Source organism: Arthrobacter halodurans (assembly GCF_041877255.1).
GTDB classification, from domain to species: domain Bacteria; phylum Actinomycetota; class Actinomycetes; order Actinomycetales; family Micrococcaceae; genus Arthrobacter_N; species Arthrobacter_N halodurans.
Map to the genome: position 1 here is coordinate 1 of NZ_JBHDLJ010000015.1, position 17,070 is coordinate 17,070.

The window sequence follows — 17,070 nt, forward strand, 5'->3', positions numbered from 1 at the left end:
ACGGCGGGCCTACGAGGCCGCCGGCGGGCACGACATCCCCTGGCTCATGGCCGAGCTCGCCGGACTGGACCACACCCCGGCCCGGGACCCCGGCCTCCCGCGGCCCCGCCCCGCCGCACCACCCGCACCACCGCGCCGCCCGCGAGTCAGGGCGATGCGCAAACGCCTGCCCGTCCCGACCCCGACCACCAGCCCCGGCATCCCCGGCACCGGCACCGGCACCGGCGTCGTTCAGGGCCAGGGCGCCGGGCAGGGCGTGGGAGCGGTACCGCCCCGCCCGGACCCGTGGGCCGCGTGGACCACACCGTCCGGATTCGACCCGAACAACCCGGAACCACCCTTCTAACGACGCGAGCTGCCGGACGACCTATCCGTCGGCCGCTGAGGATATCGTCGTGAGGGACCGGAGACAGCAACGCGATCGAGAGGCGAGCAATCACCATGACGAATGAACCGCAGCACGACGGCCTACTCCCGGCAGAGGAATTGGGAGGCTTCGTCTCCGAAGAGGGGCGTCCCGAACACAACATCGCCGATGAGCAGCAGGAGGGCACCCCGCAGTCCGAACTGATCGACGACGGCGCCGGCCACCAAGGGACCCACGATGAGTCGCTGGCCGAGGAGCCGGACGACGACGGCGAGACCCTTCCGGACGCCGAAAAACGCATCGACGCGACACGACGCAACATCGACGGGCTGGCTCCCGGCACGGGTGTCCCGCCGGAAGACGTCTCCGGATACGCGAAAAGCCCGGAGTAGCGCACGTCCCCGCCTGATGGTCGCATCGGCCGCGGTGATCGCGCGGCGCGTGGGGCATAAAGCGGCCGGTCAGTGCCGTATTGTCGCTCCCGTCACTCGATAAGCCGTGGCCTCGGCGCCGGAACGCCCCGAGGCCGCATCGAACACCAGGGGGAAAAATGTCCGACTCCATGCAAGCACCGCCGTCCGGACCGCAGCCGGGCCAGTACCAGCCGATGTACATGCAGAACAGCCCGGAGATGTTCGAGGGACAGAAGGCGGCCCAGGCCTCGCTGATCTTCGGCATCGTCGGGATCTTCATCCTGGGCATTGTGTTCGGCCCGCTGGCGATCGTGAAGGCCAAGTTCGCCGAGCAGCGCAACGTCCCGGCGACCGCGGGCAAGGTGCTGGGCTGGATCAGCACGATCTTCGGCATCATCGGCCTGATCTGGTTCGTTTTCGTGGTCATCGCCATGATGTCCGTGGGAACCACCGCACCGTAAGGCGCAATAACGGCGGCTCACTTCCTCGCGGGAGTGGGCCGCCCGTGCTTAATGCGGGCCCCGCTGTCGGTCTAGAGCTCCAGCTTCTCCAATGCCGCGAGGTACGCCTCGTGGAACGTGGGGAACTGGGCCACCTGATCGCGCAGGACGTCCAGCGGGATCTCGGCGCGGATCGCCAGCGCGGCATAGTGGATCCACTCCCCGGCCTGCGGCCCCACGGCCCACGCGCCGAGCAGTACCCGCCGGTCGGTGTCGGCCAGCAACCCGAGATGCGCCTCCGGCTTCCTCTCATACGTCCAGGGGCGTGCGAGTGCGGCCGCGACATCGAGTTCGACCGACCGCGTGGCGAGACCGCGCCGTCCGGCGTCGTGCTCGGTGAGCCCCACCGCGGCGATTTCCGGGATTCCGAACACAACGCGGGGAATGCCCTCGTAGCGCGCCTCGTGCCCGCGGCCGAGGATCGCGTCCGCGACGATGCGCCCCTGGTACTTCGCGACGTGCGTGAAGGGAAGCTTGCCGGTCACGTCGCCGATCGCCCACACGCCGTCCGCGGCGCGGCAGCGGCGGTTCACCACGACCTCGCCCTTGCGACCGAGTTCGACGCCGAGCGACTCCAGGCCCAGACCGCCCGTCCGGGGCGTGCGGCCCGTGGCGAAGACAACGACGTCGGCCGCGACCGACGCGCCGTCGTCGTCCCCGGACTCGAGCTCGAGGACGCTGTCCTCGCCGTCGCGCCGAGCGCGGTGCGGCGACGCGTTGAGCCGCACGTCGATGCCGGACTCCCTGAGGTATTTCAGCGCCAGCTCCCCGACGCGTGGCTCCTCCCGCGACAGCAGCGAGCCGCCCCGGTGGATGAGCGTGACCTCGACGCCGAATCGGGACAGGAACGTCGCGGTCTCCACGCCCACGGCGCTGCCGCCGACCACGATGGCGCGCCGGGGAAGCGTCGTCGCGGTGTATGTCTCGCGGTTGGTCCACGCGGTGATCTCGTCGATGCCGTCGAGCTCGGGAACCACCGGAACGGTGCCCGTGGCGACGATGATGTGCCGCGCGGCCAGCTCGCGGTCCCCGGCACGGATCCGGCCGGGACCGACGGCCCGCCCGGCTTCCTTGATGACCGTGGCGCCCTGGTCGACGTAGCCCTTCACCTGCGCGGCGTCGTCGAGATGGCGGATCATCCCGTCGCGGTAGTCGCTGGCGTCGGCCCAATCGAGCTCGGCGCCGCGGACACCGGCGGCCCGGTCGGCCTCGGACCGCACCTCGGCGGGCCGGAGCAGGGTCTTCGACGGCACGCACGCCCAGTAGGCGCACTCGCCGCCGATGAGCTCCCGCTCGACGACGGCGACGTTGAGCCCGGCGTCGATCAGCCGGCTGGCCGCGACCTCGCCCCCCGGACCCATGCCGAGGACGACGACGTCGAACTCCTCGGGCGCGGCCACGGTCAGTGTCCTTCGCTGGTCACGGCGGCCAGCTGGACCGGATGCGGCAGTCCTGCCCAACGTCCCGTGAGCGCCCAGTTCCCGCCGATGTGACCGGTGAGGTCCACGGTCCGGGCCACGGAAATCACCAGGTCGCCGGAGCGGATGACCGTCACGCCGTCCTCCGTGACGGGCGCGGGGCGGCCGATGCGGGGGACGCGGTGCACGACGGGCCCCTCGCTGTGCACGCGGACCGTCCACTCGCGCGGCTCCGTCTCGCCGTCGACCAGCTCATCGGCCTGCGGCTGGTGGGCCATCATGGTGGTCACGAGGGCGGCGATGTAGACGGGATCGCCGCAGCCGTCGTAGACCCAGCGCCGGCCGAGCACGGAATGCTCCATGGTGCCCACGAGCCACTCGTCCGCGCCGTCGAGCGGGGCGCCGCGGTAGGTCAGCGGCACGTGGAAGACGACGCCGTCGACGGCCACGAGGTGCGTCTCCATGCCGACCTCGCCGGCCGGGTCGTCGAAGCGGTAGGCGCCGAGGTGCTGCAGTTCGCTGGGGTGGACCCCGGAGTACCACGGCTGGGCCGGGAGCCACGCCGCGATCAGGTCCTTCTTCGAGGGCCGCAACTGGGCGCGGTAGATGAGTGCCATGCCGCCGAGTCTAGATTCCCGGGACCTCGTTCTCCACCATCGCGAAGACGCGGCTGGGGCTGCCGGTGCCGCCGACGATCGGCAGCGGGGCGACGACGATGACCGCGCCCGTCGGGGGCAGCCGGTCGAGGTTCCGCAACGAGGTGATGCCGTACTTGTTGTTCCCCAGCAGGTAGTGGTGTGCCGGGAAGGGCGGCTCCATGCCGCCGGCCGCGCCCGCGTCGATCCCGACCGTCTCCACGCCGACGCCCGAGATGGGGCGTTCCTCGGCGAGCCATTGGGCACACTGGGCGGTGAATCCCGGGGTGTGCGGGCCGTCGTCGTCGGCGTTGAGGAAGCGCTCGCGGTCGTTCGCGTACTGCGCCCAGCCGGTGCGCAGCAGCAGCCACGCGTTCTCGGGAATCTCGCCGTAGGCGTCCTCCCACGCGACGACGTGCCGGATGTCGAGCAGGAAGTCGGGGTCGGCGGCGGCCTCGGCCGAGAAATCCAGCACGACGGCGGGGCCCACCAGGCGCGCCGGCGGGATCTGCGACACGTCGTCGCCGTCCTTGCCGGTCGCCCAGTGGACGGGAGCGTCGAGGTGCGTGCCGATGTGCTCGCCCGTGTGGATGTTGTGGTGCTTCCAGAACGGCCCGGGGGCGTCGTACGCGCTCACCTGCTCGAGGCTGAAGTCGATCAGGTTGGCGAACGGCTCGGGGAGCCGGAGCGTCGGGGTGTCCGCTGACAGGCGGTTCGTCAGGTCGACGAGCGCGATCCGTCCCGAGGCGAGCGATTCGATCAGGTGGGCGAGCTGTGTCATGGGATTCTCCTCGCTGGCGGGCAGACGACTCCGACGAGACCGATCCTAGCGAAGGCGCCTTTCGGCGTCTGCGCTTGTTCGCCGCGGATCGGAGGCGGCCGGGCCGGCCCAGCGCGTCCCGAGGCCGCGGCCTCCCCGTCCGGCGTCGCGGGGCCTAGGCTGGTAGTCGAAGCGACGTCTCCGGAAAGGCCCGAACCGATGAACCACGTGCACGTCTACGTCGCCTGCGCCGAGGACGGCGTCGTTGACCTCCTGGATCTCGAGACCGACTTCGGGCGGCTGACGCAGCATGGTCGGTCCGGGGGGCTGTCGGACGTCAAGGCGTTGGCCGTCGACCACGATCGCGGACTGCTCCACGCCGGCCGGAACACGACGCCGCCGCAGGTCACCACACGCCGCATCTCCACCGACGGTTCCCTGGAACCGGTCGGCAGCGTCCCGATGGAGGCGAGCACCGCGTACCTGAGCCTCGATGCCGCGGGGGAGTGGCTCTACAGCGCCTCCTATCACGACGGGATGGTGCTCGCGCTGCCCGTCGCGCCCGACGGGACGGTGGTCCCCGCCGGCGGGGAGAGCCGCGAGCGGAGGGCCAAAAGCCACGTCCCCGGACCGAAGGCCCACTCGATGGTGCCGAGCCCGGACGGTCGCCACGTCTACGCCGCCTCCTTGGGCGCCGACCGCATCGTCTGGTACGAGACCGACACGCACGATCTCGAGGAGGCGGGGAGCGTCGCGACCGCGCCGGGCTCGGGACCCCGGCATCTCCGCTTCGCCGCGGGCGGGGAGGTCCTGTACGCGCTGCACGAGATGGCCGGAACGGTGACGGTCTACCGGCGCGACCCGGTCCGCGGGACACTGACGGAGCGACAGAACATCTCCTCGATCCCGGACCGGCTCGGACTGGTGCCCGGACGGGCCCGCGGCGGCGGCGTGCCCGACCCCGGCCCGGAGGCGATCTGGTGCTCGGACCTGCAGCTCGGCGCCGACGGCCGGTTCCTGTTCACGACCGAGCGCTCCACCAGCACCATCACGACGTTCGCGGTGGATCCCCTCGACGGAACGCTGACCTACCTGCGCACGACCGGGACGGAGACCCAGCCGCGCGGCGCGGGTGTCGATCCCACGGGGCGATACCTGCTGGTCTGCGGCGAGCTGTCCGGCCACCTCAGCGCCTACGGCATCGACCCCGAGGACGGCAAGCTGGAGCGGACCGATCGGGTCGCCACCGGTCGCGGCCCCCTGTGGATCGAGACCCGCGAGGCGTGACGCGGGCGCCGCGCTGGCCGGGCGTCGCTAGCCCGGCGTGACGGACTCCCCGGCGAGGATCGCCCGGGCGTGCCGGTACCGCAGGGCCAGCCGCGCGGCCTTGTCCGGATCGCGTTGGCGCAGGACTTCCACGCGGTGGGGATCGGTGTTGTCGGCGATGTCGGCGAGCTTCACGGCCAGGGCGATGGCGTTGCCCCGGATGGCCCGGTAGTAGTCGTCGGACGCGACGTCGTCCGTGCGCGTGAGCAGTTCGACCGCGGTGACCACCGCCGGGTCGATGCCCGCCGCGAGGAGGTCCGCGCCGGAGATGCCGCAGTCTTCGATGGTGTCGTGGAGCCACGCGGCCGCGACCTGCTGGGGGTCGCGCAGCCGTGCTGCCACGCGGGCCGGATGGCCGATGTAGTCGGCGCCGGACTGGTCCGTCTGCCCGCGGTGGGCGATGGTGGCGATGGATCGCGCCGCGGCGACCTGGGGATGCGTTGGAGCCTGTTCGGTCATGGCGATCCTTCGTCTCTGGCGGGAGCCCTCCTCCCGATGCCCCGAATGTACCGCGACGCCCCCACGGGTTGGGGCTGCGTCGTCGCGGTCGCTGGAAGGTGCGCCAGAACGTCGGAGGGCGCCGATACCGTCAAGCCATGAACCAGGCACCCATGAACCAGGCACCCGTGAAAGAAGCGCCGGTGAAAGACGCCCCCGCGTCCGAATCGGCCGGTGTCCGCACGCGCGCGGAGGACCTCCAACTGCTCGAGTGGCTGATGGAACAATTCAGGCCGGAGGAGGAGCTGCAATGGCAGATCGACGTCGACGAGGTGAACTCGGGCTGGCACGACCTCGAGCACGTCGGTCGGATCAGCGAGCTGGTGCACCGGCTCGGGGACGGGGACTGGTTGGTCATCCAGACCAAGCATCAGGGCATCGGCGGGCGGTATGCGCAGACCATGAGCGCGGGCGAGACCTACCATGTCGAGGTGGCGGTCTATCGCGAGGACGGCGTCCACAATTTCCGGATGGGATACGGGGAGGACTCGGCACGCCGTGGAAACATTCCCTACACGATGCCGGAAGAGGACCAGTTCCTCGGCATCGAGAGCACCATCGACGTCTTGTCGGCCTGGGCGCGGGGCGGTACGTTCCTTCCCGGCTACGGGGCGGCGCTGCACATCTATTAGCGTCCCGAAAGTGGTGGGCCACACCCACAGATGACACATCCACCCGGCGACACGTCCACATGCACGTCGGGATACTCGCCGACCGGCGCGGGTCGGGGCCCGCGACCGTCGAAACTAGTCGTCGTGCGGGTGGATCGAGTCTCCGTGGGGGTGCTTGACCCAGTCGTGCGGATGTTTCGGCGGGTGGAGCGCCTCCTGCTCGCGCAGGTGCTTGTCCAGTTTCTCCTCGGCCTCCTGGCGGCGGCGCGCAAGGTCGCGGAGTTCACTATGGCTTAGCCCGATTTCTTCCTTGCGGCGCAAGGCGGCCCCCCATCGTCGTTCATTTTTCGCAGGTTCCTTGCTCATCTCCATACCTGCATCGTCGCACCGACCGGACCCCGGGGGAAGCACTCGACGATCACGGTAGGGTCTTTACCGCGAACGTCAACGTGCCTAGCATCGGAGGAACACGTGGAGCCGGCCGGCATTCCGCTGGCGCCACGCGGCCCGCACCCGGCCTGCCAGGCGCCCGGGGCCCGGGCGAGGCACCAGGAGGTTCCGGCATGGGCGACCAGCGACATCCCGACCACGCGGACCTGCCCGCCCCGCGGGCCGTCCCCGCGCCGGCCCCCGACCCGGACCTGCTCGAGTTGCGGATCCACGGGGTGCGCAACACGCCCCCGCACGAGATGCTGCGCACGAGCGCCGACCGCGTGCACTCCTGCCGGGGCGACAGGCTGGCCGGCTTCACGACGTATACGCGGCCGCGACCCGCTGCCTCACCGCGCGGGAGGCGGGTCGAGGCCTACGGCTGGGGCCTCCTGGCCCGGCACACCGGGCTGCCGGGCCTGGGGCGCATCGGCGACGCCCTGGTGCGCGTCCTCTGGTTCTCGCTGGCGCCCTATGGCTTGGCCAACACCGCCTACTGGTCCCGGCAGCGCGTCGGAGGTCCGCCGGCCGGCGACGGCGAGGGCGACGGCGGCGAGGGCCCACTGGGAGGGCAGGGGCACGACTTCCTGGCGCGGGCGATCGGCGGCGGACTCGGCGCGGGAACCGTCCGCGTCCTGGGCCTGCTCCTCACCCTGCTCTACATGACGACGGCGGCGTCGGTGGCCTGGGACATGGCGGCCCTGCAATGTTTCACGGGAGGTTCCGGTGTCGCCTGCGGGCCGCTGTCCGTCCTGCTGGTCCCGATGGCCGGCTGGGCCCCGGGGGCGCGCACCGCCGCGTTCCTGGCGCTTCCGCTGTCCGCGCTCGCCGTCGTGCATGTCCTCCCGGCACTCGCCCGGACCCGCTATCTCCCGGGCCCCCGCGAAGACGCGTCGCCGCCCGATGGCCAGCCCGGGGATGTCCAGCCCGGCGATGCCCACCCCGTCGATGAGCCGACGGCCGAACCGCCGCGGGGCGCCGCATCGACCGACACGGCGTTCGCGGCAACCGGCACGGAGGGGCACGGAGGGCAGCGTCCCCTGTTGGCCTGGAGGGACTTCTGGGTCGTCGGTGCGGGCATGGGACGCCTGCGCCGCCTGCACAGCGCGGCAGCCCTCGCGTGGTTGGCGGCGATCATCGCGGCGTCCCGCGTCGATGGCATGGCGGCCGCGGGTGGGGAGGACTGGTGGGCCCGGTCGCCGGGCTGGCCCGTGGTGCTGCTCGCCTCGCTGTTGCTGGTGGCCGGCGCGGCGGCGCTGCTGTTCGGCCCGCAGGCCGAGGTGCCGGGGCATGCCCAGGGCCTCTTCCCCACGGCCTACCTCCTCGCCTGCGCCGCGCTGCTGGCAGCGGTGGCGGCCTACTCGTCGCTCGACCGGACCACCCCCGCGTCCGGCCGGGGCGGGGCGATGGCGGCCACCGCCGTCGTGCTGCTCACGGCGCTGGTGTTGCTCGTCATCCTGGGGCAGAGCCTCGCGGTCGCGAGCACCGCCCGGTCACGGAGGCTCCTGGGCTGGGCGGGTCTGGGGCCTTTCGTGTTCGCCGCGCTGGCCACGGGCTTCGGGTCCGTCCTGTCCTTCTTTGCCGTCCTCACGGCGGGGTGGGCGCTGGGCGGGCTGGAGGCTCCGATGGTCTTCGTCCTGCTGGGCGCGGGCTTTGCCCTGCTGCTGCTGGGCGCGGCGGTCGTGCTCGCCTGCTTCGAAGGCCGGGTGTGGTGGGCCGGGCACGGGCAGCCGGCCGCGGAGGAACTCGCAACAATCCGCGGGGAGCTGCTGCACGACGCCGGTGGGTGGGCGGAGGACGACGTCGTGGACCGGGCCGTGCGCGCGGTCTGGAGGGTCCGCCGGATGACGGCGTTGCTGCGCAAGGCGGAGGTCTTCGCCGGGGGGCTCGGCTGGGCCGTCTTCGCGGGGATGTGGGCCGGCGGGATGCTGGCCGTGTTGTGGCTGACAGGGGTCCCGACGCCGGACCATTGGCTGTGGGTGGCGGCCCGCGTGGCCGGCGGGATGGGGTTGTGGGCCGGGCTGCTGGTCATCGCCGGGCTCGTCGTCGCGTCCTCCCGCAGCGAGGCGCGGCCATTCGCGCTGCTCTGGGACCTCATGTGCTTCCTGCCGACCCAGGCGCATCCCTTCGGTCCGCCCTGCTACTCCGAGCGTGTGGTCCCGGAGTTGGCCGACCGGATCACGGACTGGCTCGACGGACTCTCCGAGCTCCCCGGGCCGGGCCGGAGCCCCGCGGGCAGCGCCGTGGAGGACCCGTCGCGCCGGCGCGCGGTCATCTCGGCGCACTCCATGGGATTTGTGCTTACGGTCTGCGCGTTGTTCCACCTGCAGGCCCGCGGGATGGACGCGGACAAGCTGGCCCGCATCGGCGTCGTCAGCTACGGGGTCCAGGTACGGCGCTACTTCGCGCGGTTCTTTCCCGCGGTGCTGGGGCCGCAGGTGCTCTCGATCGTGCCGGCCGGGCCGCCGTCGGCCACCGGGCGCGACCCCTGGCCGCCCACCGCCGAGGGCGAGGTGGCCGAGGAGGCGCGTGACCGTCGGTACGCGGGGAGGGCAGCGGCAACACCCGGCGCCCTGGCCGAGGTGCTCGGCGACCGCTGGGTGAACCTGTACCGTCCCACCGACCCGCTGGGATTCCCCGTCCGCTATCTGGGGGAACCGGCCGGGCGGCGCGCGCCGATGGACCGGCGGGCCGAGGAGTTCCAGCGGGGCGCCTACCAGTTCGTGGTCGCGACGCACGCCCACTACCTCGAGACGGCCGCCTATGCCGCGGCGTTCCGGGTCGTCGCCGGGAGGCTCGGCCGCCGGGTCCGGGACCTACCGGCCACCCCAGACCGATTGGGCGCCGGTCTCCCCGACGAAGAACATCTGGATCGTCGCGGCCAGCGCCACCGCCAGCGCGGCGAGCCGCAGCGCGGTGAGGATCCGGGGGTGCGCGGCCAACCGCGTGTTCAGGGCGGCGAGTGACGCGGGGCGGCCCCAGGACACGAGCGCGAGGACCGCCAGCAGGCCCGCCGCGGCCAGGGACAACGGCACCACGGCCTCGGCGAGCTCCTCGTGGAGCTCCAGCAGGTCGGTCTCGGCGACGCGGTCGAGCAGGTCTTCGCCGGACTGCTCCGCGAGGAGGGAAAAGGCCGCGGCCAGGAGACCGGCGGCCGCGGCCAGGTACGTCGCCGTGGCGCGCCAGCGCGGAACGAAGGCGAGCGCGGCCAGGACCGCGGTCAGCGGGACGAAGACGACGGCGGCGTGGACCACCAGGGGATGGAGCGGAATGCCGTTGATGTCCATGGCGCAGCTTCCTTCGCTCCGGCCGCGGGCGGGCCGGTGGCGCCAGTCTAGGACAGCAACGGACGGGGCGCGGCACGGGCGCGCGCCGCCGTGCGGGGAACGACGCGCGGGCGGGTTATGATCCCTTCATCACACGCATTGGCGCCGTGGCGCCGCATGAAATTCGGGGGAATCTTGTCCACATCACTCGGTCGCGCCGTCGCGACCTTCGCAGCAGTCTCGTCGCTCGTCCTGGGCACGGCGGTCGGCGCCGCCGCCGCCGTCGTCCCGGCCGCCGCCGCCTCGTCGGTCGCCGCGGCCACCACCGCGCCGCGGGTCACCCTCCAGACGATCTCCAGCCCGATCGTCAAGGTCGGCGGCAGCGCCACGGTGCGCCCATCCGTCGCCGTCAGCGGCAACGCCTCCGTCTCCACGCCGACGCTGACCGTCAAGCAGGGCACCAGGACGCTGGTGTCCGGCAAGTCGAGCGCCGCGCTGAAGGCCGGCACCTACTCGGTCACCACCCGCGTCGGCTACAAGGTCGGAACGGTCGCGAAGTCGACCAGCAAGACGCAGACCCTGGTGGTGCGCACCGCCGTCGCGCTGAAGACCATCGCCGGCAAGACGGCACCCTACGGCAAGAAGGCGGTCGTCGCGCCGAGCGTGTCCGTTGCCACGGGCGCGCAGCTGCTGTCCAAGACCCTGACCGTCAAGCAGGGCGCCAAGACCCTCGTGTCCGGGAAGGCCAACGCGCACCTGTCGGCCGGCAAGTACACGGCGACGACCACGGCGCGGTACCGCTTCCCGGTGAAGACCACGTCCACGGTGCCGACGACCACGCGCAAGCTGGTGTCCAACGGCAACACCGCCGTGCCCATGACGTGCAAGGTCGTCAAGGTGGGGTCCCCGACCACGGAGACCGTCCCGGGGCTGGACATCCAGCTGGACGTCCGGGAAATCGACCACCGGTGCACCGGCGCGTTCGACGGCGCCTACGACGGCTGGTCCTCCTACTACCCGGACACCGCAACGAACCGGGCCGCGGAGCTGAGGATCAAGACCGAATTCGACCCCGATGCCGACCTGACCGACGTCGTTCTGTGGAACGAGGACGTGGCGAAGGACGTTCAGTTCGCGCCCGTCGTGGGCGCCGCCGCCAAGATCGTTGTCTTCCCGTACGTGGAGTCCTCGCGGGACTACCTCTACAAGACCACCACGACGTCGAAGCAGGTCACCAAGACGGTCTGGTCCGCGGCCTACACCTCCACCCGGACGCAGACGCTGACGATCAAGGCCGGCCCGAAGCCGGTGCGCGTCGCGGTCAACGGCGGGACCAGGTGCCCGGCCGGCTACCCGGTCAAGGGCAACCGGACCGGCAGCAACAACGAGTGGAAGTACCACGTGCCCGGCGGGCGCTACTACGCGGTCACCGCGCCCGAGGAGTGCTTCTCCACGACCGCGGCGGCACGCGCCGCGGGCTACCGGGCGTCGAAGGCCTAGCCGAAACCCGTCGGGTGAGGCGGGTCACAAACGGGATCGGAAAGCGTATCGTTCGAGGTGGGGGACCCACCCCACCTTCCGGGGAACACCACCCCAGCTAGGAGCGCCTGAGATGCCTGACAAATCGCCTCACCGCCACGAAGCCAAGAAACCGTCCAAGTCCATCAAGGAGAAGCGCGCCGAGAAGCGCAGCAAGGCCGCGGGGGACTCGGGGACGGATCCCTTCGGGAAAATGAAGAAGTGACGTTGAAATAGCGGACGCGACAGCGGCGGCGGACCTCCCCGGAGGACCGCCGCCGCTGTTGTGCTGGCGGGGTGGGCTCGGCCCGGACGCGAGTAGCGGGGATCGCGAGTAACGGGGAGGAAGCGGCCGTTCGTTCCGCTTCTTCCCCGCGCGCCCAGAATACGTCCGACGCCGGCGAATGGCGAGACGCGGAAGGCACGGAGAAAAGAATTTCCCCTCCGTCCAATCCGATCGCCCCCGGGTTCCGAATAGCTTCTCGACAGCCCGCACCGGACACGGTCGGGAAGGCACGGCGGGGCAACCCGCCGAACCATCAAGGAGAAGCGTCATGAAGAGCATGAAGATGAACCGGAAGTTCGCCGCGGCACTCGGCGTCGTGGCCGTGGGCACCCTTGGACTCACCGCCTGCGCCGGCGGCGAGGAAGCCGCCACGGGCGGCGACGCGTCCTCGGCCCCCATGAGCTCGTCCTCCTCGGCCCCGATGACGTCGGCCTCCCCGTCGGAGAGCATGTCCGAGGACATGGACGCGGCGGCGAACCTGGTCGGCCCCGGCTGTGCCGGCTACGCCGAGCAGGTTCCGGATGGCGACGGATCGGTCGAGGGCATGGCCCAGGATCCCGTGGCCGTCGCCGCCTCCAACAACCCGCTGCTGACCACGCTCACGAGCGCCGTTTCCGGCGAGCTGAACCCGGACGTCGACCTGGTCGACACCCTGAACGGCGACGAGTTCACCGTCTTCGCCCCTGTCGACGAAGCGTTCGCCGCCATCCCGGAGGCCGACCTGACCGCCGTCGTCGAGGACGCCGACATGCTGTCCTCGGTCCTGACCTATCACGTGGTCCCCGGCCAGCTGACCCCGGAAGAGGTCGTCGGCATGCAGACCACCGTCCAGGGCGAGGACCTCGAGGTCACCGGCAGCGGCGACGAGCTCATGGTCAACGGCGCCAGCGTCATCTGCGGCGGCGTCCAGACCGCCAACGCCACCGTGTACCTCATCGACGCAGTGATGATGCCGCCGGCAGCAAAGTAACCCGCTGACCGGATGCCGCGCAGGCGGTGTCCGGGACCGGCCTCGCGGCATCCGGGATGAAGGCACGACTCGCCGCCCGGCCCGGGGGAATGAGGTGCGACGTGAGGACCGTCCGTGAGAGTCTTGACCCCATGGAACTGCCAAGGCTTCGCGTCGCGGAAGCGTCACCCCCGTCCACCGAGGACGACCTGCTGATGCGGGTCGGCCAGGGTGACGAGGGTGCTTTCGAGGAACTCTACGACGCGGTCTCTCCCGTGGTCTTCGGGCTGGTGCGCAGGGTCGTCCGCGACCCGGCGCAGAGCGAAGAGGTCACCCAAGAGGTCTTCATCGAGGTCTGGCAGCATGCCGCGCGGTTCGACGCCGGCCGCGGCAAGGCCGTCTCCTGGATCTGCACCCTGGCGCACCGCCGGGCGGTCGACCGGGTCAGGGCCAGCCAGGCCAGCCGGGACCGGGACCTCCGGCAGGGGATCAAGGAATTCCAGGAGTCGTACGACGACGTGCAGGAGACCGCGATCCTCCGCGCCGACGGCGAACGCGTGCTGGGCGCCCTGGAGTCGCTCAGCGAGGCGCAGCGGGACGCGATCAAGCTGGCGTACTACGGCGGCTACTCCCACCAGGAGGTCGCCGACCGGCTGCAGGTGCCGGTGGGCACCGTCAAGACCCGAATACGCGACGGAATGATCAAGCTTCGAGACAAGTTAGGAGTGGCGTGATGGAAGACCAGGACCAGGAACTGACCGGCGTCGCCGCCCTCAACGCCCTCGATCGCAACGAGCGCGAGGCCGTCGAACGGCAGGCCCGCGCCTCCGAGGAGACGCGCGAGGAGCTGCGCGGCCTCGAGGAGACCGCCGCGCTGCTGGCGCTCGGCGCGGGCCCGGTCGCCCCGCCGGCGCGCGTCAAGGCCAACGTCATGGCCGCCATCCGAACCACGCCACAGCTTCCCGCGGTCGACGGCGACGCGCCGGTCGACGGCGACGCGCCGGTCAACGGCGGGGCGTCGAGCGACGGACGGGAAGCCGCCTCGGGCGCCGGACCCTCCGTCGTCGACCTCCGGGCGGCGCGCGAGCGCCGCGCGGCGAACCCGCGCACCGTCCGGCTGCTCGCGGCCGCCGCCGGCATCCTCGTCGTGGCCTCGGGCGGGCTCGCCGGCGTCGTGGCCGTCCAAAGCGAGGAACAGGAGCGGCTCGAGGAGCAGCTGGCCTCGGCCAACGCCACGCAGGAGGACTTCGCCCGGCTGTTCGCGGCCGAGGACCTGAAGACCGCGAGCCAGCAGACGGACTCCGGCGCCGTGAACCTCACCTACTCGGCGACCGAGGGCATGATGGCCGTCTCCGCGCGGCTGCCCGAGCTGCCGGAGGACAAGGCCTACGAGCTCTGGCTGATCTCCCCGGACGGGGCGTCACCGGCCGGCCTCATGACGGCCGAGGCCACCAGCGGCGGCGGCATGAAGATGGTCTCCGGCCCCATGGACGGCGTCACCCACCTCGGCATCACCGTGGAGCCGGCGGGCGGCTCCGAGCAGCCGACCACCGATCCGATCGTGCTCCAGGAGCTCTAGCCCCAGGAGTTCTAGCCGCGAGGTTTCTCCCATCCGTTCGGGCCTCCGCTCCGAACCAGAGGTACATCGAGCCGGGCGGCACTTCCGCCCGGCGGCGCACCTCACCGAAGGAGAATCCCATGACAGCGACCAACATCGGGCAGCGACCGACGACCCGGCGCTCCCTCGTGCAGACGGCGGCCCTCGCCATCGGGGCGGTCTTCCTGCTCGTCGGCATCCTCGGGTTCGTCCCGGGCATCACGACCAACGCGGGGGAGATCGGCTTCGCCGGCCACCATTCGGGGGCCATGCTCCTGGGCATCTTCCAGGTTTCCGTCCTGCACAACGCCGTCCACCTGCTGTTCGGGGCGGCCGGCATCCTGATGTCCCGTACGGCGGGGGCAGCCAAGCAGTACCTCGTCTGGGGCGGCGTGGTCTACCTGGTGCTCTGGGTCTACGGACTGGTCATCGGCCACGACTCGCCCGCCAACTTCGTCCCGCTCAACGCGGCCGACAACTGGCTGCACCTCGCCCTCGGCGCGGCGATGCTGGGTCTCGGACTCGTGGTGGGACGCAAGCGGGCCTAGGCTTCCCGCGCCGAACCCCTGTCCGGGGGCCTTGCGCCCGGGGTTCCGGCCGACGGGAAAGGGAAGGGGCGGTGGCGCGGTGGCGCCACCGCCCCTTTTCCGCGCGGTACCCTGTCCGCAGGGGCGGCCACGGGCGTGTCCCGGCCGGCCAATCCGGGGAGGGTGTCCGCTCCGAACCGCACACGTCGAAGGCACCCGGACCGCCGGGACCTCCGCCGACGGCGCTACGGAAGGGGCCACCATGACCACCGACACCTCGACAGGACGCCGCCTCCGGCGCGGACTGGCCGCCTGGCCATTCGCCGTCGCGGGACTGGTCTCCGCGGCCGTGCTCTTCGCCACCGCCGAGTTGGTGGCCGCGTTCTTCGCGACGGCCTCGTCCCCGATGGTCGCCATGGGCGCCGTCTTCATCGACATCACACCGCCGTGGCTCAAGGACCTCGCGATCGCGACGTTCGGCACCAACGACAAGCTGGCGCTGTTCGTCTCGATCGGGATCGTCTCCGCGATCGCCGCCGCGCTGATCGGCATCCTCGCCCGGCGCCGCTTCGGTCTGGCCGCCGGCACCATCGCGCTGCTCGGGGCGGCCATCGGCGCGAGCGTCCTGTCCCGGCCCGCGACCGGGCCGCTCGACGTGCTGCCGACCATCGTCGGGACCCTGGCGGGCATCGGTACCCTCCGCCTGCTGACGGATCGGGCCCGGGCCGCCGTGGGAGACACGCCGGCCGGCGCCGGCGGGCCGCGCCGCGCCGGCGAGTACGTGGTCCGCCGCACGCCGTCGGGCACGACGCCGGACGCGGCCACCGGAACACGGGCCGGCGCGGGGAAGTCCTCCCGCCGCGGGTTCCTCGCGGCCGCGGGCCTCGCCGCCGTCGCCGCGGGCGCCATGGCGGTGGGTGGCCGCGCCCTGTCGGGCGTGCGGAACGCCGCGCAGGCCACCCGGGAGGCACTGCGCCTGCCCGCGCCGAAGACCCGCGCCGAGCCGCTGCCGGCCGGCGTCGCCGCGGACGTCGAGGGCATGCCCCCGTTCGTCACGCCCAACGCCGACTTCTACCGGATCGACACGGCGCTGGCGGTCCCGCGGATCGAGCCCTCCGAGTGGTCCCTGCGCGTGCACGGCATGGTCGAGGAGGAGTTCACGATCACGTTCGACGAGCTGCTGCAGACCGAACTCCAGGAGACCTGGGTGACGCTCACCTGCGTGTCCAACGCCGTGGGCGGGGACCTGGTGGGAAACGCCAAGTGGCTGGGCTATCCGCTGCGCAGCATCCTGGAACGCGCCCGCCCGCAGGCCGGCGCGGACATGGTCCTGTCCACCAGCATCGACGGCTTCAGCGCGTCGACGCCGCTCGAGGTGCTGACCGACGACCGCGACGCGCTGCTCGCCGTCGGCATGAACGGAGAACCGCTGCCGCTGGAGCACGGCTTCCCGGTGCGCATGGTGGTTCCCGGACTGTACGGCTACGTTTCGGCGACCAAGTGGGTCGTCGACCTGGAGGTCACCCGGTTCGCCGACAAGGCCGCCTACTGGACCACGCGGGGCTGGGACGAGCGCGGTCCGATCAAGATCGCCTCGCGGGTCGACGTGCCCCGGGCCTTCGCGAAGGTCCCCGCCGGACGGGCCGCCTTCGGCGGCACGGCGTGGGCGCAGCAGCGCGGCATCGACAAGGTGCAGATCAGGATCGACGACGGCGAGTGGCGCGACGCCGAACTCGCGGCGGAAGCGTCCGTGGACACGTGGCGCCAGTGGTCCTACGTGTGGGAGGACGCGACGCCCGGCCCGCACTCCGTGAGCGTGCGCGCCGTCGACGGGACGGGCGAGGTGCAGACCGAGGAGCGCGCGGACCCGATCCCCAACGGAGCCAGCGGCTGGCAGCGGATCCAGTTCACGGTGGAATAGCACGCGGGACACATGACGACGGCGGTGCCCCGGTCCGAGGACCGGGGCA

General features: G+C 71.8%; 17 protein-coding genes and 1 pseudogene. 12 read left to right on the plus strand and 6 right to left on the minus strand.

Annotation, left to right across the window (positions count from 1 at the left end; all coding sequences use genetic code 11):
- From ACETWP_RS14685 to ACETWP_RS14695, 3 genes and pseudogenes are all read left to right on the plus strand, one after another.
- Nucleotides 1-346: pseudogene (locus ACETWP_RS14685) on the plus strand (hypothetical protein); the annotation flags it as partial.
- 95 nt (nucleotides 347-441) lie between these two features.
- The gene (locus ACETWP_RS14690; protein ID WP_373973013.1) at nucleotides 442-759 is read left to right on the plus strand and encodes a hypothetical protein; all 318 of its coding nucleotides are present in this window, start codon (nucleotides 442-444) and stop codon (nucleotides 757-759) included.
- Between the two features lie 170 nt (nucleotides 760-929).
- Nucleotides 930-1,241, plus strand: a complete 312-nt coding sequence (locus tag ACETWP_RS14695; RefSeq protein ID WP_373973014.1) for a DUF4190 domain-containing protein — start codon at nucleotides 930-932, stop codon at nucleotides 1,239-1,241.
- A gap of 71 nt (nucleotides 1,242-1,312) precedes the next feature.
- Here ACETWP_RS14695 and ACETWP_RS14700 read toward each other — a convergent pair whose 3' ends face one another.
- Genes ACETWP_RS14700 through ACETWP_RS14710 form a run of 3 tightly spaced genes read right to left on the minus strand, consistent with a single transcriptional unit; the run spans nucleotide 1,313 to nucleotide 4,114 of the window.
- On the minus strand, nucleotides 1,313-2,680 hold the full coding sequence (locus ACETWP_RS14700) for a dihydrolipoyl dehydrogenase family protein (RefSeq protein WP_373973015.1): 1,368 nt from the start codon (nucleotides 2,678-2,680) through the stop codon (nucleotides 1,313-1,315).
- 2 nt (nucleotides 2,681-2,682) lie between these two features.
- The gene (locus tag ACETWP_RS14705; protein ID WP_373973017.1) at nucleotides 2,683-3,315 is read right to left on the minus strand and encodes a CG0192-related protein; all 633 of its coding nucleotides are present in this window, start codon (nucleotides 3,313-3,315) and stop codon (nucleotides 2,683-2,685) included.
- 10 nt (nucleotides 3,316-3,325) lie between these two features.
- On the minus strand, nucleotides 3,326-4,114 hold the full coding sequence (locus tag ACETWP_RS14710) for a cyclase family protein (RefSeq protein ID WP_373973018.1): 789 nt from the start codon (nucleotides 4,112-4,114) through the stop codon (nucleotides 3,326-3,328).
- Between the two features lie 198 nt (nucleotides 4,115-4,312).
- On the opposite strand from ACETWP_RS14710, the gene ACETWP_RS14715 reads away from it, so the two are divergent.
- Nucleotides 4,313-5,380: a lactonase family protein gene (locus tag ACETWP_RS14715; RefSeq protein ID WP_373973019.1), complete on the plus strand. Its 1,068-nt coding sequence runs from the start codon at nucleotides 4,313-4,315 to the stop codon at nucleotides 5,378-5,380.
- A gap of 27 nt (nucleotides 5,381-5,407) precedes the next feature.
- On the opposite strand, the gene ACETWP_RS14720 is transcribed toward ACETWP_RS14715, so the two are convergent.
- Nucleotides 5,408-5,878 carry an HD domain-containing protein gene (locus ACETWP_RS14720; RefSeq protein ID WP_373973020.1) on the minus strand — a complete coding sequence of 157 codons (471 nt, stop codon included), beginning with the start codon at nucleotides 5,876-5,878 and terminating at the stop codon, nucleotides 5,408-5,410.
- Nucleotides 5,879-6,030: 152 nt separating this feature from the next.
- Between ACETWP_RS14720 and ACETWP_RS14725 the strand changes: the two genes are divergently transcribed.
- Nucleotides 6,031-6,549: a hypothetical protein gene (locus ACETWP_RS14725; protein ID WP_373973021.1), complete on the plus strand. Its 519-nt coding sequence runs from the start codon at nucleotides 6,031-6,033 to the stop codon at nucleotides 6,547-6,549.
- 114 nt (nucleotides 6,550-6,663) lie between these two features.
- Here ACETWP_RS14725 and ACETWP_RS14730 read toward each other — a convergent pair whose 3' ends face one another.
- Together ACETWP_RS14730 and ACETWP_RS14735 are read right to left on the minus strand one after the other, a co-directional pair.
- Nucleotides 6,664-6,900 carry a hypothetical protein gene (locus ACETWP_RS14730; protein WP_373973022.1) on the minus strand — a complete coding sequence of 79 codons (237 nt, stop codon included), beginning with the start codon at nucleotides 6,898-6,900 and terminating at the stop codon, nucleotides 6,664-6,666.
- A gap of 2,873 nt (nucleotides 6,901-9,773) precedes the next feature.
- The gene (locus tag ACETWP_RS14735; RefSeq protein WP_373973023.1) at nucleotides 9,774-10,244 is read right to left on the minus strand and encodes a DUF2231 domain-containing protein; all 471 of its coding nucleotides are present in this window, start codon (nucleotides 10,242-10,244) and stop codon (nucleotides 9,774-9,776) included.
- A gap of 174 nt (nucleotides 10,245-10,418) precedes the next feature.
- On the opposite strand from ACETWP_RS14735, the gene ACETWP_RS14740 reads away from it, so the two are divergent.
- The 7 genes from ACETWP_RS14740 to ACETWP_RS14770 all read left to right on the plus strand — a co-directional run bounded on the left by ACETWP_RS14740 (nucleotide 10,419) and on the right by ACETWP_RS14770 (nucleotide 17,021).
- A complete protein-coding gene (locus ACETWP_RS14740) occupies nucleotides 10,419-11,723 on the plus strand; it encodes a sunset domain-containing protein (protein ID WP_373973024.1) in 1,305 nt (434 codons plus the stop codon).
- Nucleotides 11,724-11,835: 112 nt separating this feature from the next.
- The gene (locus tag ACETWP_RS14745) at nucleotides 11,836-11,967 is read left to right on the plus strand and encodes a hypothetical protein (RefSeq protein WP_373973025.1); all 132 of its coding nucleotides are present in this window, start codon (nucleotides 11,836-11,838) and stop codon (nucleotides 11,965-11,967) included.
- Between the two features lie 337 nt (nucleotides 11,968-12,304).
- Nucleotides 12,305-12,997 (plus strand): fasciclin domain-containing protein, encoded by a 693-nt coding sequence (locus ACETWP_RS14750; protein WP_373973099.1) that lies wholly within the window; start codon nucleotides 12,305-12,307, stop codon nucleotides 12,995-12,997.
- Between the two features lie 131 nt (nucleotides 12,998-13,128).
- The gene (gene sigK / locus ACETWP_RS14755) at nucleotides 13,129-13,710 is read left to right on the plus strand and encodes an ECF RNA polymerase sigma factor SigK (RefSeq protein ID WP_373973026.1); all 582 of its coding nucleotides are present in this window, start codon (nucleotides 13,129-13,131) and stop codon (nucleotides 13,708-13,710) included.
- Nucleotides 13,710-14,555, plus strand: a complete 846-nt coding sequence (locus ACETWP_RS14760) for an anti-sigma factor (protein WP_373973027.1) — start codon at nucleotides 13,710-13,712, stop codon at nucleotides 14,553-14,555. The genes sigK and ACETWP_RS14760 overlap by 1 nt, the downstream gene beginning before the upstream one ends.
- A 119-nt stretch (nucleotides 14,556-14,674) precedes the next feature.
- Nucleotides 14,675-15,121 carry a DUF4383 domain-containing protein gene (locus tag ACETWP_RS14765; protein ID WP_373973028.1) on the plus strand — a complete coding sequence of 149 codons (447 nt, stop codon included), beginning with the start codon at nucleotides 14,675-14,677 and terminating at the stop codon, nucleotides 15,119-15,121.
- A gap of 241 nt (nucleotides 15,122-15,362) precedes the next feature.
- Complete coding sequence (locus ACETWP_RS14770; RefSeq protein ID WP_373973029.1) at nucleotides 15,363-17,021, plus strand: molybdopterin-dependent oxidoreductase; 1,659 nt, start codon at nucleotides 15,363-15,365, stop codon at nucleotides 17,019-17,021.
- Nucleotides 17,022-17,070: the final 49 nt, after the last annotated feature.